This window comes from Burkholderia sp. BCC1977 (genome assembly GCF_905339595.1).
GTDB lineage: Bacteria > Pseudomonadota > Gammaproteobacteria > Burkholderiales > Burkholderiaceae > Burkholderia.
Genome location: NZ_CAJPGQ010000012.1, coordinates 93,559 through 108,618, shown reverse-complemented (window position 1 = coordinate 108,618; position 15,060 = coordinate 93,559). Strand labels below are relative to the sequence as shown.

At 63.2% G+C, this 15,060-nt stretch carries 13 protein-coding genes; 4 read left to right on the top strand and 9 right to left on the bottom strand.

Translation table 11 applies throughout. The features are described 5' to 3' along the window. Positions 1 to 548: 548 nt before the first annotated feature. The 4 genes from U5771_RS13045 to U5771_RS13030 form a co-directional block, all read right to left on the bottom strand. Positions 549 to 1,874: a HipA domain-containing protein gene (locus U5771_RS13045; protein ID WP_322024359.1), complete on the bottom strand. Its 1,326-nt coding sequence runs from the start codon at positions 1,872 to 1,874 to the stop codon at positions 549 to 551. Beyond that, positions 1,874 to 2,146, bottom strand: coding sequence for a hypothetical protein (locus U5771_RS13040; RefSeq protein WP_322024358.1), 273 nt, complete (start codon positions 2,144 to 2,146; stop codon positions 1,874 to 1,876). The genes U5771_RS13045 and U5771_RS13040 overlap by 1 nt, the downstream gene beginning before the upstream one ends. A gap of 1,434 nt (positions 2,147 to 3,580) precedes the next feature. Next, on the bottom strand, positions 3,581 to 4,081 hold the full coding sequence (locus U5771_RS13035; RefSeq protein WP_322024357.1) for an HAD domain-containing protein: 501 nt from the start codon (positions 4,079 to 4,081) through the stop codon (positions 3,581 to 3,583). A 174-nt stretch (positions 4,082 to 4,255) separates the two neighbouring features. Then, positions 4,256 to 4,813: a hypothetical protein gene (locus tag U5771_RS13030; protein ID WP_322024356.1), complete on the bottom strand. Its 558-nt coding sequence runs from the start codon at positions 4,811 to 4,813 to the stop codon at positions 4,256 to 4,258. Between U5771_RS13030 and U5771_RS13025 the strand changes: the two genes are divergently transcribed. Next, positions 4,760 to 5,572 carry a helix-turn-helix domain-containing protein gene (locus U5771_RS13025; protein WP_322024355.1) on the top strand — a complete coding sequence of 271 codons (813 nt, stop codon included), beginning with the start codon at positions 4,760 to 4,762 and terminating at the stop codon, positions 5,570 to 5,572. The genes U5771_RS13030 and U5771_RS13025 overlap by 54 nt on opposite strands. Positions 5,573 to 6,053: 481 nt before the next feature. Here U5771_RS13025 and glmS read toward each other — a convergent pair whose 3' ends face one another. After that, on the bottom strand, positions 6,054 to 7,883 hold the full coding sequence (glmS, locus tag U5771_RS13020) for a glutamine--fructose-6-phosphate transaminase (isomerizing) (RefSeq protein WP_322024354.1): 1,830 nt from the start codon (positions 7,881 to 7,883) through the stop codon (positions 6,054 to 6,056). A gap of 156 nt (positions 7,884 to 8,039) precedes the next feature. Between glmS and U5771_RS13015 the strand changes: the two genes are divergently transcribed. Next, the gene (locus U5771_RS13015) at positions 8,040 to 8,537 is read left to right on the top strand and encodes an Lrp/AsnC family transcriptional regulator (protein ID WP_322024353.1); all 498 of its coding nucleotides are present in this window, start codon (positions 8,040 to 8,042) and stop codon (positions 8,535 to 8,537) included. Positions 8,538 to 8,573: 36 nt separating this feature from the next. Here U5771_RS13015 and U5771_RS13010 read toward each other — a convergent pair whose 3' ends face one another. Together U5771_RS13010 and U5771_RS13005 are read right to left on the bottom strand one after the other, a co-directional pair. Then, entirely contained in the window at positions 8,574 to 9,107 is a 534-nt protein-coding gene (locus tag U5771_RS13010; protein WP_322024352.1) for a methylated-DNA--[protein]-cysteine S-methyltransferase, read from the bottom strand. Beyond that, positions 9,104 to 10,585, bottom strand: a complete 1,482-nt coding sequence (locus U5771_RS13005; RefSeq protein ID WP_322024351.1) for a DNA-3-methyladenine glycosylase 2 family protein — start codon at positions 10,583 to 10,585, stop codon at positions 9,104 to 9,106. Before U5771_RS13005 ends, U5771_RS13010 begins: the two co-directional genes overlap by 4 nt. Positions 10,586 to 10,926: 341 nt before the next feature. Here U5771_RS13005 and U5771_RS13000 point away from each other — a divergent pair, with 341 nt between their 5' ends. Then, positions 10,927 to 12,219, top strand: coding sequence for an MFS transporter (locus U5771_RS13000; RefSeq protein ID WP_322024350.1), 1,293 nt, complete (start codon positions 10,927 to 10,929; stop codon positions 12,217 to 12,219). 91 nt (positions 12,220 to 12,310) lie between these two features. Here U5771_RS13000 and U5771_RS12995 read toward each other — a convergent pair whose 3' ends face one another. After that, positions 12,311 to 13,414, bottom strand: a complete 1,104-nt coding sequence (locus U5771_RS12995) for a LacI family DNA-binding transcriptional regulator (protein WP_322024349.1) — start codon at positions 13,412 to 13,414, stop codon at positions 12,311 to 12,313. Positions 13,415 to 13,561: 147 nt separating this feature from the next. Between U5771_RS12995 and U5771_RS12990 the strand changes: the two genes are divergently transcribed. After that, the gene (locus U5771_RS12990) at positions 13,562 to 14,398 is read left to right on the top strand and encodes an NAD(P)-dependent oxidoreductase (protein ID WP_322024348.1); all 837 of its coding nucleotides are present in this window, start codon (positions 13,562 to 13,564) and stop codon (positions 14,396 to 14,398) included. A 122-nt stretch (positions 14,399 to 14,520) separates the two neighbouring features. Here the strand turns inward: U5771_RS12990 and U5771_RS12985 are convergent, their stop codons facing one another. Beyond that, positions 14,521 to 14,988: a MerR family transcriptional regulator gene (locus U5771_RS12985; protein ID WP_322024347.1), complete on the bottom strand. Its 468-nt coding sequence runs from the start codon at positions 14,986 to 14,988 to the stop codon at positions 14,521 to 14,523. Positions 14,989 to 15,060: the final 72 nt, after the last annotated feature.

Below are 15,060 nucleotides of genomic sequence, written 5' to 3'. Positions count from 1 at the left end.
GGATTTCGCCCAGAGCCGCAAGACGCGCTTGACCTCCAGCATGCGATGGGCGCGCTAGCGTATTGCGATTACTTCGTCACCAGGGACAACGATGTCCACGCGATGTTTCAGTTTGTCCATGCGAGATGGGAACGCTGTCCGTGTGTTGCAATTCATAGTTGCGAGGAAATCGCCACACGGTAGAGTCGCCAGAAAAGCAGGTACATCATGCCGGCCGTTGGCGCTTCTTCGCTTTTGTAATTGCTCGGAGCAAAACGTCGACGACACTGTCGGCGGACGTGACCGAGATTGCATTAATTTCGTAGCCCGGTTCGTCGCATGGAACAAACAATGCCCGAACCGTCACGTGGTCGAGGGTCAAATAGATACCCGTTCTCGCCTTTCAACGCCAACTCGTCACTGCGCTCTCACGAACGTTCCCGCGAGGTTCGAAACGTAGATTCGTTTGTCCTGAAGAGAACACCACGACCCGATTCGCTTTGGCGAAAACGCCGTGGTAGCTGTGTTCGCGCGCTACTTGGGATGTGCAGGCGGTCCGATTGGCCGGTTCATTGTTCCAGAAAGGACGCTACCGTATCCCAGTTGTCGTTCTCAAAAGCAGGCGCGACCTTGTCGATTTCATCATCACCCATCCCCACGGCCGGGGACCGGGCGAGTCGTTTCCAGTCGTTCAGGGCAGCCATCATCCGGGTCAGGATTGCGTGAGCGTCGTCATCGGACACGCCAAAGTATGCCGCCGCATCCAACGCCTCCTGGATATCTCCGGTTTCACCGGTCGCTTCGGTCACGGCGGTTTTCAGGATGGGTTCCTTGTCGGGGAACGGGTTCACGTCAAACAGCGGGGCGAGCCGCCACTGCCCCCCGCCGCTATGCAGGAAGCCGTGGTTGTGCATGTGGTCATCCACGTTGGTGATGAGCATGCTGAAGCAGATGCGCGCCCAAAGCTCCCGCTTGTCTTCGAAGGGTCTCGGGGAGAACCGGTCAATGGCCTCCGCAATCTGCGTGTAGGCCCCATCTTCCCTGGAATCCAACTGCAGCAGCGAGGCCGCAGACAGGTAAGGGATGCGACCACCAGCCCGGGGTCGGTCAAAACGCACGATAAGCGCGACGGCCTGGGTGCCAGACATGACGACTTCGGCCTCGGGTGCATTCAGGCCCGCCGCTTTCGCGAGCAACAGCGCCAGCACCTCACCGCGCGCCACGTCACACGTATCACTCACGCTCGGAAACTTGGCGATGGTCAGGGTGCCGTCGGGCCTCAGGACCGTTGCTTTGGGTCGCATACCGCCGAGCGAGGTGCCGCGCCCTTTCAGATACGCGAGGTCCACCGCCGTTTCCTTGCCGGATTCGACCGCTTTCGATGCCTGAAGCAAGGTCTGCAGCGGGACCTCGTGAGTTCCTTCAGGCAAGTTGTCGTCATGGGGCACATCGAGGAAGGGACCGTCGGCATTGTCCCTGAAGCGCAGTGCGCCAATGCGGCTGGAATCCAGCACCCCCAGCAAATAGTCCAGCTCTGACAGCTGTGCGGAACCGGCGTCTCGGCCGGCGTCTTTTTCGGCCTTGCGCCGTTTGGCATGGGTGCAGTTAATGACACGGCGTCCCCAGCCATCAGGCTCAGTATCGGCAATGGCACCTGCAAAGGTAGAAGTCTCCTTGCTTCCCGTGCGGTATTGAAAGTCGATGCTCAGGGGGAGGTCCGGAGACAGTGCGAAGCAATCTGGATTACTGAGCCAGGCGGGGGAGTACCGGAATGCCGAGACCTCTTTTTGCCCCTGTCTGGAAAATTGTAGTTCGCCCACTTCCAGTTCCGTGTCGCCCAGATAGACGAGCAGCGTCCGCGTTGTGCTGGTTTTTGCTTTTTTTGTCGTCGCCATTACAGGGCTCCACTGTCCGGGTTGGCTTTGCGTACCCGGATGCGTTTAGCCACCGCCTTGTTCATGAGCGCCAGGCCGAGCGCATCATTCGTGGTGTTCAGGGCCTTGTTGAGCTCGGGGAGGAGATTCAGGATGTTCAGTACCCGAATCACAGCGCCCCACGACACTCCGGGGTCGCCCTGTTCCAGCCGGTAGAGCGTCTTTTTTTGAGATGCCCGCCCGCTCCGCCATGGATGACGTAGAAAGCCCCCGGCGTCGGCGGGCCAGCGCAAGGTCATCTCCGGCAGCAACCAGCGCACGCTCGACCGGCAAGGGCATCGGATTTTCGGTGAAGCGGCCGGAAGGTTTGGGCGTCGCCGATGTTTTTGGTTTATCGGTCATATCTGAACCCTTAATTGGTTAATGCGTCATATTTAGCCGCTATAAAACATTTCTCAGATGGGCGTCAGTGCGCTGCTGAGAACGGTCAAATATGGGGCAATATGTCATTTAATAGGTCATATGTGACTCTTTATAATCGAATCAGGCGCGAGAAGAGTCCAGAGGCTCCCTGTTGAGAAACGCCGACCCAACTGTGGGCGCGACATCCTGTTCCTGTCGAGGGTGGCCGACCCCGAGCGCTGCCATGTGCTTTCAGGGAATGCCCGTGACCAGCGTTTCAACGTCGCGGCGAGTCGTGCGCGCGCCCGCCGAACTGATGCGCGTTTAGCGCCTCATCAACGACTAGCCGTTGTCGAGCATCTCGAATTGCCGGCGTGGACTGCGCCGGCATCGCGATTACCTCGTCACAACCGTCGCAAAAGACCACTTCCTTCGCGAGACCCTTTTCATCACTGAACGGAACATCTCGACGAACGAAGGTTGTGCCAACGAGTTGGCATGCAACGCATGCAGATTGGGCTTGCTTTTATCGCCTTACTGAAAGAGTCTTGCGCCCATTGCGTTTTTAATCACCGGCGGTCGATACGCTTTTCCTTGCGGCTTAGTCGGGCCTGTGCGGACGCCTTTGCCCGAGATTTTCCGAGCTCAACGGCCTCCCGCACGTCCATCTCGAGTGCCCCCCGGTCCGTTTCCGGAGAGGCCAGTTCGGCGAGCGCTCCATCCCGGCCTATGAGCCACAGCGCCGTTGCGTAGAGGCCAATGCCTACGCCCGCTTCGCCCGCCTCTATCCGCATCAGAGTCGGTACACTCACTCCGAGCCGGGCCGCCCAGGAAACGAGCGACTCTTTTCTGCGTAGACGAGCCACAGCAAGGTCTGCGCCCAAACGCTCGAGAGCCGCAACGGTGGCTGGTGGCATTTGCCAAATGGCGGCGGGGGTTTTAGGCATAAATTCTATTTATGTACGAGACTGTGTTCCGTGCAAATCTTCTTTATGATTTGCGTTTCCGCTCATGGGCTAGGCAACGTAGTCACTCCGTTTTATTGCCTCTTCATCGCTTCCCGATGTCGCTCGTACAGGTCGTCGCGCAACAGTTGCTTGAACCTGTAGCCGATTTCGAACGGGGACATCGTCCGAAGCGCAACATACTCTCGCGGAGTCATCACGCCAAGGGCCTGCTTAAGACCATGGTCGATAGCGTCAGCAAGCATCCGTTCGGTGGACTGCCCGCTGTTGGTTGACTCGGTGGGCGCCTTGGTTCGCATCCTTCTCCCTCAATACCAGACTGTTTGCTCTCAATCATGCGGTGCATCCAACCACTGCTGACTAAGAGAATCGTTCATGTAGTCTCCGCCGCAGCAGTTCGACGACAGCGGCGTCCCCTAACGCACACTCGGACTGGCAATGCACCAGCCGCTCTCGGCAGCTCTCGAATCCGTCGGAGCGGTCATCGAGTGCAAGCCATTCAGGAGCGTCGCGTCCTTGTCGCCGGACATAGTCGAGAACCTGTGCCCCGCGAGACAGCATTGGCCACAACTGTTCGTCGAACTCACAGCCTTGGTACGTCGCGCCGATTACCCTTTCGCGCAGCGAGGAAGACGGCAACTGCGAGCACGTGTATTCGACACCGAATCGATAAGCCCAGTCTGAGGAAAGGACGAGCGCTACATTCGGATAAGGATTCAACAGCCCATCTAATACGGGCAGGTACTCAAACAACTCGATGCGCCCGGGTGCGCTGCTTACGATGCGGCGTCCGGCGACATACGAGCTGCCTCGGTGCAGTACCCCGTCGACGTCGAGAAATAGAATTTGATGCTCACTCATCGGCAGTGTCCTTTGTCACGCGGGTACGCCGGTGCGCAATCCGCAGGCGCGGCGCGGTTGCCGGCCATCACCAGCAACCAATGTGAGAATCCAACTGGAGCGACGAGCGGTTCCATCATTGCGTACCCCATGTGTCAGCAGCTCACAACATCTCGCCAAGTCGGTGCCGAGCATTCAAATCATTCGCTGCCTGCCATGAGCAAGGTAGCTCTGAACACGCCGCATCCACGGGTTGCCGGCGGTCGCTCTCATGATGTCGTCGGCAGAGGCAGGTCTTTGGGCAGCCTCGCCGTGTTCTTCCAGAAGCACTCGCAGGCGGTCGGCTGCCACTTCGTCAAAACCCGCTTGCAAATCGACGTTGACGCGCCTGCCCGCCGTCACTTCACTGAACTCGAAATCTGACGACGCGACCACAGCGTACGGTTCCGACCTGGAACTCATGAATGTCAGTATTGAGTCCTCTTTCGCTCCACCGAGGACTCTCACGGAGTTTACGATGCGCTGCCCGAACGACGCGCATTCCTGCCGCAAAAACTCGAGGTCGTAGAGCAGCGGCCAGTCGTTTGCAATTACAACAACTGCGCCGGGGAACGGCGCGATAGCCTTTGCAAACAAACGCGCATCAGATTCAAGCGAACGAGTAGCCTTGGGCGCATCCTCGCGGGTCGTTATGGACGGATGTCGGTCAATCGCCCCCAGAACACCGCTGACGCAGAAGAAAATCAAAACCATGTGTGCCCCATTCGAAAGGAAGCTGCCGGTCGGTGCCGGGGGTTTTCAATTTGCGTGGCCCGCTCGCCTCGTCGAGACGACGGACTTATCAATGGCGCACACCTCCCTCGGTGCATTGTTCCGGTGCACCGACGAGAGAACTGCGCAAAAGTGTGGTTACAGAAACCGACGGTCCGTCGGCCCGTGGTCAATTGTAGCTTTGTATGCGTACACATTACAAGCGTGCATATGACGACTGGTAGAATATTTTTTGACTGCGAGGGATGCTTTGCGACTATGCCAAAGCTCCACCACGCGGTCGCCAGCGGACTGTCCGAACGACTTAGAACCATTCGAAAACGTGCCGGCCTCTCGCAAGATGAACTCGCCGCGAGGGCGTCCCTCGCTCGCCCAAACCTCGCGAGCGTCGAGCAAGGACGGAGGGCAAACCTGAGGCTCTCCACGCTTTCACGGTTAGCGGATGTGCTCGGTGTCGACGTTGTCGATTTCTTTTGCGACAGACCAGTGGATGAGCAGCAGCCGGCTGGCGAAGAGGCCACGGCTCGGGTGATAGCGAATGTGAAACGGCTGCGCAGTGAGGCAGGGCTCAGTCAAGAAGCACTCTCGGTCAAAGCCCATCGATTTCGGACGTACGTCGGCCGGTTGGAGAACGAAGCGGCCAGCCCAATGGTGGTCGATTTGCAGGACCTGGCTGATGCGCTAGGCGCTACCATCCCCGACCTATTGATAGCCGTACATCCACTCGGGCGCGGTCGGTAGCGGCATCGAGGACGCGCCGGCCTCTACTAACATTGTCCGTGACGCTCCAGATAGTTCGCAGAGCCTTTAACGCAGGGCTCCTGCTGGGCGCTATACGTTGTTATGGCGTCCCTAGCCTTTACCAGGCCCCGCAGGCTATTTTCTAACGAGCTAGCAGTTCCCCACCACCTGGGTCTTCAATGCGCCCGAAGGGCGGGAAATCTAAAAGCGATAGCTTGACAACGAAATCGCTACAAACCGTAGCAGTCGCTGCAGCCGCACGGCGTGCATGGGAACCGCTGACCGTCGACCGGTAAGTGCCTGCTTGGCGACCACAGGCCTAGTTGTCATAAGGTCTGCCAAGCCCTGCTATGTTTTCGTTTTAAAACAGTCACTTATGTGTACCTTTGGTGAAATAGAAACCGCAAATTTGCGATTACTATTCCTATGATTTTGCGATTTCTATTGCACCGTTCCAAATATGGCCCTGCGCGATATGCCCTCACTCCACCGTCACCGACTTCGCCAAATTCCTGGGCTTATCAATATCCGTCCCCCTCGCCAACGCCGCGTGATAAGCCAGCAATTGCATCGGCACCGTATGCAGAATCGGCGAAAGCGGCCCGTAGTACTCATTGAGCCGAATCACCTCGATCCCTTCACTCGGCACCAACCCGCAGTCCACATCCGCGAACACGAACAGCCTGCCATTCCGCGCGCTGACTTCATGCATGTTCGACCTGAGCTTTTCCAGAAGCGCATCATTCGGCGCCACCGCAATCACCGGCATCTCGTTACTGACCAACGCCAGCGGCCCATGCTTCAACTCCCCTGCGGGATAAGCCTCCGCGTGGATATACGAAATCTCCTTCATCTTCAGCGCACCTTCGAGCGCGATCGGGTAATGCATCCCGCGGCCGAGAAACAGCATGTTGTCGCGTCGCGCGAGCATTTCCGACCACCCCATGATCTGCGGTTCGAGCGCGAGCATCTTCGACATCGCATCGGGCAGATGCCGCAGCGCGCGTAGATGCGCCTTCTCCTCGTCATCGCTCAACCGCCCGCGCACCTGCGCCAGAGACAAAGTCAGCAAGAACAACGCAACAAGTTGCGTAGTAAAAGCCTTCGTCGAAGCCACCCCGATCTCGATGCCCGCACGCGTGACGAACTGCAGCGCACATTCGCGCATCAGCGCGCTGGTTGCGACGTTGCAGATCGCGAGCGTGTGCATCATCCCGCGCTGCTTCGCGACATGCACGGCTCCGAGCACGTCAGCCGTCTCGCCGCTCTGCGATACCGCGACAACCAGCGTGCGCGGATTCGCCACGCTGTCGCGATACCGAAACTCGCTCGCGATCTCGACACTCGCGGGCAGCTTCGCGATGCTCTCGATCCAGTACTTCGCGGTCAGCGCCGCGTGATAACTGCCGCCGCACGCGAGCAGCAACACCGAATCGACGTCGTTGAACACGCGCCACGCGCGGTCGCCGAACAGCTCGGGCATGATCGACGCGACGTCGAGCAGCGTGTCGGCCACCGCCTGCGGCTGCTCGAAGATTTCCTTCTGCATGTAGTAGCGATACGACCCGAGGTCGGCCGCGCCGCTATGCGTGGCCACCCGCTGCACCGGGCGCTCGACGCGCTGGCCGGCCGCATCGACGATCCAGTAGCGATGCAGCTGGATATCGGCAACGTCACCGTTCTCGAGGTAAGCGATTCGATCGGTGATACCCGATAACGCGATCGCATCCGACGCCAGGAAATTCTCGCCATCCCCGACACCGACGACGAGCGGCATCCCGTCGCGCGCACCGACGATCCGGTGCGGCTCGTCGCGGCACATCACCGCGATCGCATAGCTGCCGCGCAGCCGCGCGACCGCGCGGCGCACCGCGTCGAACAGGTCGCCGTCGTACAAGTGGTCGATCAGGTGCGCGATCGCCTCGCTGTCGGTCTGGCTCGCGAACACATAACCATGCGCCTGCAGTTCCGCGCGTAGTTGGTCGCAGTTCTCGATGATCCCGTTGTGCGACAGCGCGATGCGCGCGTTGTCGTCGCTGGGAGAGAAGTGCGGATGCGCGTTGAGCGTGACGGGCGCGCCATGCGTCGCCCAGCGCGTATGCGCGATGCCGGTGTAGCCCGACAATGCATGCGCGGCGATCTCGCGCTGCAGGTTGGCGACGCGGTCGACGCTGCGTGCGCGTGCCAGCGCACGGTCGCGATAGACCACGACGCCGCACGAATCGTAGCCGCGGTATTCGAGCCGCTTCAGCCCGTCGACGAGGTTCGGCAGGATGTCCCGCTGGGCAACCGCCCCGACAATTCCACACATATCGCGCTCCGTAAATGTCCTGTCTGGACCCGTGACAGCGATGGTAGAAGCGGTGAAGTGGAATTAAATTTCAAAATACATCAATAAATGAAACATGAAGGCGATCAGCTATCATGTTGAAATTAAATTTCACACCCTGACCGGAAGGAGTCGCCGATGGCCGGCATCACGCTCGACGATCTCGACCTGCGCATTCTCGCGATCCTGCAGGACGACGCATCGGTGTCGAACCTGCAACTCGCCGTGCGCGCGCTGTCGTCGCCGCCAACCTGCATGCGTCGCGTGCGGCGGCTGACGGAAGCGGGCGTGATCCGCCGGCAGGTCGCGGTGCTCGATCCGGTCGCGATCGGCACGGCTGTCACAGCGTTGATCGAGATCAGTCTCGACCGGCAGACGGCGGAAGACTACGACGCGTTCGAAGCCTACGTTTGTGCGGAGCCGGCGGTCACGCAGTGCTACCGCGTGTCGCCGGGGCCGGATTTCGTGGTGGTGGCCGATCTGGCCGACGTCGCCGAATACGACGCGTTCGCGCGGCGGCTGTTCACCGGCGCCTCGAACGTGCGCAACGTGCGGACGTTCTTCTCGACGCATCGCGCGAAGTTCGAGGCGAACGCGCGGGTCGCGCACGCGATGCGCAAGCGCAGCGACGACTAGGCGATCCGTCGCACGCTGAACGGTAGGCGTGCGGCGTCAGAATGCGAGCGACTGCTGCATCGGATGGCGCTCCCCGCGCGCGAACCCGGCGCCCTCGAGCGACAACAACGCGCGTTTCCGTTCGATCCCACCCGCATACCCGGTCAGGCTTCCCGACGCGCCGATCACGCGATGGCACGGCACCATGATCGACACGGGATTGCGGCCGACCGCGCCGCCGACGGCACGCGCCGCACTCATCGGCAGCCCGACGCGTTCGGTGATGTCGCCGTACGACACGAGCTCGCCGAACGGAATCGCGAGCAGTTCCTTCCACACGCTGCGTTGAAACGCGGTGCCGCGCAGATGAAGCGGCACCGAGAAGGTCTCGCGCGTGCCGGTGAAATATTCGGCGACTTCTTCTGCGACCTTGCGCGCGAGCGGCGACACGTTGCGCGTATCCGCGTCCGGTGCGATCGCCAGCGACGGATAGTATTTCTGGCCGACGAAAAAAAGGCCCGTCAGCGCATCGTCCTCGATGCGGATGGCGATGTCGCCCAGCGGGCTCGGAATCAGATGAGCGGGAGTCATCGCGATGCTTCTCCATGAAGGCGCCACACATGCAGTGCGGCATACGCGCGCCACGGCGCCCAACGCGCCGCATGCGGCGCGGATGATGCGATGTGCGGACGCTCGGCAGCGGCGGCAGCGGCGCGCGGCGCAAGCCACGCATCGTCGGCGGGGAACGCATTCGGCCAGGCCATCGCACGCATCGCGACGTACTGCACCGCGCGCTCGTCGAAGCCGGGCAGCGCGCGCAACGCGGCGAGCGTCGCATCGAGCGGCGCCATCGGTTCGAGCGCGAGCGTCCCGTTGGCGACCGCACGTGCCAGCGACACGATCGCTCGCGCCGCATCACGTCTGACGCCGATTGCTTCGAGCGCTGCCGGCGGCGCCCCGGCCAGCGTTGCAGCAGAAGGCAACGCATGCGTGAGCCCGGGCGGCGCGTGGTCTACCGGCGTGCCGAAGCGTTCGGCCACACGCGCCAGCACCGCACCTGCCTGCGTTGCCGTCAGGTGTTCACCCGCGATCGCGCGGATCGCGATCTCGAGCCCGTCGAACGCGCCGGGCACGCGCAGGCCGGGCGAGCCGTCCGCGAGTGCGCCGAGATGCGCGTCGATCACGTCGGGGCGGCTGTCGAGATCGAACAGCCGCCGCACGCGCGCGAGCACGGCCGGCACGACGGGCGTCAGCGCGGGCGACACGGTGACCGCGAGCGCGAACCGCTGCGGCACATGCGTGACCGACAGCCAGCCCGTCACGCGAGCGTCGCCCTGTCCGTTCGACAGTGTGACGACGCGCGCATAACCGTGCGCATCGATCCGCTCGACACCGTTGATCTGCCGCTGCGCGAGAAAGCGCATCAACTCGGGCCACGCGAACGGCGGCCGGTACGGCAGCGGAAAGGTCAGGTCGCCGGCGGCGGACGCACCGGCGCCCTTGCGCAAGCGCAGCGGATTGAGGCCGTAGCGTTGCCGGAACACATCGTTGAAGCGCCGCACGCTGCCGAACCCGGCGGTCGACGCGACGACGGCCATGGGCAGCGCGGTATCGGTCAGGAGGCGCTTGGCCATCAGCAGCCGATGCGTCTGCGCGAATTCGACCGGCGACACGCCGAACTGCGCGGCGAAGATCCTGCGCAGATGACGCTCGGTCACGCCGACCCGCTGCGCGAGCGCGTCGACGGAGCGCTCGTTCAGGAAACCGTCCTCGATCAGCGTGACGGCCGCGTCGGCGAGATTGCCGGACAGGTCGAGCAGCCCGTGACCGGGCGCAAGCTCGGGCCGGCAGCGCATGCATGGCCGAAAGCCGGCTTTTTCCGCGGCGGCGGCGGTCGGGTAATAGCTGCAGTTCCGCGCCTTCGGCGGTTTCACCGGGCAGACGGGGCGGCAATACACGCCGGTCGTCGACACGCCGACGAAGAACCAGCCGTCGAAGCGGCGGTTCCGCGAAAGCAGGGCGTCGTAGCAGGTGTCGGGATCGAGGCGCATGCGACGACTGTAAACCATCCCCGCCGCCGGTTCTGGCTGGAATCGGACCTGTGTATCGACGCACCGGCCCGCGTCATGGCCCCGTTTCGTCCACTGGAAAATCCCGGAAAAACGGTTAATGCCATTTGGCGAAACAGTCGTCTCTTTTTGCGCGGCCAAATTTGAGATGACTCATCGAAATCCCCGACTGACACGGCACCGGGCCACGCCCTATCCTTTGAAAAACGTTTTCCAGAACTCGATGGACGAGCGGCCGCGCCACGAAAGGGGCGGGCCGCCGCCCGCCCCGGCGCCCGTCGCCGGTCACGGACAGCAACCAACCGCGGCGCGACGGGCGCGGCCGCGCATCGGAGACACTCATGCAATCTGCCGTCGTCGGCGCGGTGCGCGCAGCCGCCAGCCGTTACCGCTGGACCGTCTGTGCACTGTTGTTCTTCGCGACCGTCATCAACTACATGGATCGACAGATCCTCGGCCTGCTCGCGCCGATGCTCCAGCACGACATCGGCTGGAGCCAGGTGCAGTACGGCCGCATCGTGATGGCGTTTTCCGCGTTCTATGCGATCGGCCTGCTCGGCTTCGGGCGCATCGTCGACTGGCTCGGCACGCGCATCTCGTACGCGGTCGCGATGCTGGTGTGGAGCATCGCGGCGATGCTGCATGCGGCGGTCGGCTCCGTGATGGGCTTCGCGGCCGTGCGCGCGCTGCTCGGGATCGGCGAGGGCGGCAACTTCCCGGCCGCGATCAAGACGACCGCCGAATGGTTTCCGCGCCGCGAACGCGCGCTCGCCACCGGCATCTTCAACTCGGGCGCGAACATCGGCGCGGTGTTCGCACCGGCGATCATCCCGGCGATCGCGGTGGCCTACGGGTGGCGCTCGGCGTTCGTGATCATCGGCGCGATCGGCATCGTGTGGCTCGCGGTGTGGCTGGTGATGTATCGCGCGGCCGACACGCGTGCACTCGCCGCGGAATACGACGAGCCGCGCGACGAAGCGGAAGCGCTCGACGCGGCGAACGCGGACGCCGGCGCGCCGCGCTGGGGCGAACTGATCCGCAAGCGCGAGACGTGGGCGTTCCTGATCGGCAAGTTCCTGACCGATCCGGTGTGGTGGTTCTATCTGTTCTGGCTGCCGAAGTGGCTCAACGAGTCGCGTGGCATGGACATGCAGCATATCGGCCTGCCGCTGGTGTGCATCTATGCGCTGACGACGGTCGGCAGCATCGGCGGCGGCTGGCTGTCGTCGGTGCTGCTGCGCGCGGGCTGGAGCGTGAACGGCGCGCGCAAGACGACGATGCTGATCTGCGCGTGCTGCGTGCTGCCGATCGCGTTCGTGTCGCAGGTGCAGAACCTGTGGATCGCGGTGCTGATCGTCGGTCTTGCCGCGGCCGCGCACCAGGGCTGGTCGGCGAACCTGTTCACGACGGCGTCCGACCTGTTCCCGCGCCGCGCGGTCGCGTCGGTGGTCGGCATCGGCGGGATGGCCGGCTCGATCGGCGGTGTGCTGTTCTCGGAAGTGATCGGCCAGGTGCTGCAACGCACGGGCCACTACTGGGTGCTGTTCGCGATCGGCGCGCTGGCCTACCTGCTCGCGCTGGCGGTCATGCACGTGCTCACGCCGAAGATGAAGCCCGCGAAGCTCGACGCGTGATCGCATGCCGGCAAACGAACGCGCCGCCCGGAGGCGGCGCGTTTTCATGTGTAGTGCAGGAAAGCGGTGCCGAGCGGCCTTGACGCGCGCGTCAACCGACGGCGGCCGTCGACGCACGCATGATCAGCCGCGGCTCGAACGTCGAATAGCTCGCGTCGGTGCGCCCGGCGAGCGCGTCGATCAGCTTCTGCATCGCGAGCTCGCCCATGTTTTCGCTCTGGATGTCGATGGTGGTCAGCGCGGGCGCCGCGTATTCGCCGTACGGCACGTTGTCGACGCCCGCAACGGACACGTCCTGCGGCAGCCGGAACCCGAGCGACGCGGCTTCCTTCATGAAGCCGAGCGCGATCAGGTCGTTGTAGCAGATCACGGCCTGCGGACGCTGCGGCCCGAGCATCACGCGCGAGCAGGCGCGCTCGCCGGCTTCGGCGGTCGGCGCATGTGCGTCGTGCACATCGAGCGTGAGCCCCGCTTCCGCGAGACAGTCGCGCGCGCCCTGGATCCGCTCGTCGTTCGGGCGTGCCTGTCCGAAGCCGAGATAGGCGATGCGCGTATGGCCGAGATTGAGCAGGTGACGCGCGAGCATGTAGGTGGCGAGCCGGTTGTCGATGCCGACGCTCGGAATCGGCAGGCCGGGGCTGCGCCGCAGCAGCACGAGCGGCTTGTGCAGGTCGAGCATCCAGCCGGCTTCCTCGTCGGGCATCCGCGTGCTGACGATCAGCCCGTCGACGCGCTGCGCGAGCGCCTCGATCAGCGAGCGTTCGCGTGCCTGGCTCTCTTCGGTATCGACGAGCAGCAGCGTGTAGTCGTGCTGGAGCGCGACGCGGTTCGCGCCTTTGACGACGCTGGTGAAGTACGGGTTGTTGATGTCGAGGATCACGAGGCCGATGGTGCGCGTGCGCCCGGTGATCATCGAGCGCGCGAGCGGGTTCGAACGGTAGCCGAGCCGCTCGATCGCTTCCTTGAGCCGTGCTTCGACGGTCGGCGAAAAACGCTGCGTGCCGTTCACGTACTTGGATACCGTCGCGACCGACACGCCGGCGTCCGCCGCCACGTCGCGGATCGTCGGGGAAACTTTTTTCATCGGGAGGGTAACGTTTTCGTTCGATTGCCCCGGATTGTGGCAGAAAAAGCCGGCGTCCGGCCATCGGCCGATATCGGGAAATTGCGGATGGCCGCGAACGGGTTCAACCATTGACGTTCGGCTTTTGTCCCGCGTATAGTTGGAAAACGTTTTCCGATTCCGTGGATTCCGTGGATTCCGCCGCTTCTGCCGATTCCACCAATTCCGCCGGTTTCGGGCAACGTCCAGGACACCTCAGAACCGATTCAAGGAGATTCGATGAACGCCACATCCACCGGCGCACGCAAGCCGTTCGGGCGCCTGCTGCTGACCGGCGCGGCCGGCAACCTCGGCCGTCAGGTGCGCGGCGCGCTGGCGAACTGGGCCGACGTCGTGCGCGTGAGCGACATCGCCGCGCTGGGCGACGCAGCCCCGCACGAAGAAACCCGGGTCGCCGACCTGGCCAACCGGCCGGCGGTGATGGAACTCGTCGACGGCGTGGACGCGATCGTCCACCTCGGCGGCATTTCGGTCGACGCGCCGTTCGACGATCTCGTCGATGCGAACATCACCGGCACGTACAACCTGTACGAAGCCGCGCGCAAGCACGGCGTGAAGCGCGTCGTGTTCGCGAGCTCGAACCATGCGATCGGTTTCCATCCGGTCACGGAAGTGCTCGATGCCGATTCGCCGCAGCGTCCGGACAGCCTGTATGGCGTGACGAAGTGCTTCGGCGAGTCGCTGTCGCGCTACTACTTCGACCGCTTCGGGATCGAGACGGTGTGCCTGCGGATCGGTTCGTCGTTCGAGGTGCCGAAGAATCCGCGCATGCTCGTGACGTACCTCAGCTATCGCGACTTCATCGAGCTGGTGCGTTGCTCGCTGCTGACGAACCGCGTCGGGCACGCGATCGTCTACGGCGTGTCGGACAACCCGGTGAAGTGGTGGGACAACACGAAAGCCGGCTTCCTCGGCTTCCGGCCGCAGGACAGCTCCGGGCAGTTCGCCGGGCTGTTCCCGGTGACGGCGCCGACCGCCGACTACGACGATCCCGCGCAGCGCTACCAGGGCGGCGGTTTCGTCGTCGGCGAGCCGATGGAGCGCAACGCGAAGTAAGCGCCGCCGGCGCCGCCGGCGTCGTGGCTCAGTGCGGGAGGTCCGTCGCCTCGTGCCGTTGATCCATGCCGTCGATCAGGATCGACGGACCGCACGTTGCCAATGTCGCACGCGCGATGCGCTCACGCACGCTTGCGTATCGGCCGCGGGTGCGACACGGGAGCCGGTGCCGGCTCCGACTCGGCCGCCTCCTTGCACAGCTTGTCGAGCATGCGTTGCGCGGCGCCCGCGCAATCCTCGCCGGCGGGCTTGTTCGCGATCTCGTCGATCAGCGCCTGCAGGTTGCGCCGGTTCTGCGCGAGCCGCTGTTCGAGCAGCGCGATTTCGTCGACCTTGTGCCGCAGCGTTTGCAGCAGTTCGTCGCGCGGCCACGCGCCGAGATCGGGCGGCAGTACCGCGCGGATCTCGTCGAGCGCGAAACCCGCGCGCTGCGCGCGGTCGATGATTGCGAGCCGCGTCAACGCTTCCGACCCGTATTCCCGATAGCCGTTCGCCTGCCTGCGCGCCGGTTCGAGCAGGCCGCTCGCTTCGTAGAACCGGATGCGCGATGCCGCGATGCCGCTGGCGCGCGCCAGTTCGCCGATCTTCATCTTTGTGCTCCACAGGGGCTTGACCTTGAAGCTGACTTTAAAGTTATGGTTGGGCATCGTCAATCGAGGATG

Excerpts from the sequence above, each read along its gene's own strand:
- U5771_RS12995 (WP_322024349.1), bottom strand. The coding sequence starts at position 13,414 with ATGGTTGAACCCGTTCGCGGCCATCCGCAATTTCCCGATATCGGCCGA.
- glmS (WP_322024354.1), bottom strand. The coding sequence starts at position 7,883 with ATGTGTGGAATTGTCGGGGCGGTTGCCCAGCGGGACATCCTGCCGAAC.
- U5771_RS12990 (WP_322024348.1), top strand. The coding sequence starts at position 13,562 with ATGAACGCCACATCCACCGGCGCACGCAAGCCGTTCGGGCGCCTGCTG.
- U5771_RS13010 (WP_322024352.1), bottom strand. The coding sequence starts at position 9,107 with ATGACTCCCGCTCATCTGATTCCGAGCCCGCTGGGCGACATCGCCATC.
- U5771_RS13005 (WP_322024351.1), bottom strand. The coding sequence starts at position 10,585 with ATGGTTTACAGTCGTCGCATGCGCCTCGATCCCGACACCTGCTACGAC.
- U5771_RS13045 (WP_322024359.1), bottom strand. The coding sequence starts at position 1,874 with ATGGCGACGACAAAAAAAGCAAAAACCAGCACAACGCGGACGCTGCTC.
- U5771_RS12985 (WP_322024347.1), bottom strand. The coding sequence starts at position 14,988 with ATGAAGATCGGCGAACTGGCGCGCGCCAGCGGCATCGCGGCATCGCGC.
- U5771_RS13025 (WP_322024355.1), top strand. The coding sequence starts at position 4,760 with ATGTCGGTCAATCGCCCCCAGAACACCGCTGACGCAGAAGAAAATCAA.
- U5771_RS13000 (WP_322024350.1), top strand. The coding sequence starts at position 10,927 with ATGCAATCTGCCGTCGTCGGCGCGGTGCGCGCAGCCGCCAGCCGTTAC.
- U5771_RS13015 (WP_322024353.1), top strand. The coding sequence starts at position 8,040 with ATGGCCGGCATCACGCTCGACGATCTCGACCTGCGCATTCTCGCGATC.
- U5771_RS13030 (WP_322024356.1), bottom strand. The coding sequence starts at position 4,813 with ATGGTTTTGATTTTCTTCTGCGTCAGCGGTGTTCTGGGGGCGATTGAC.
- U5771_RS13035 (WP_322024357.1), bottom strand. The coding sequence starts at position 4,081 with ATGAGTGAGCATCAAATTCTATTTCTCGACGTCGACGGGGTACTGCAC.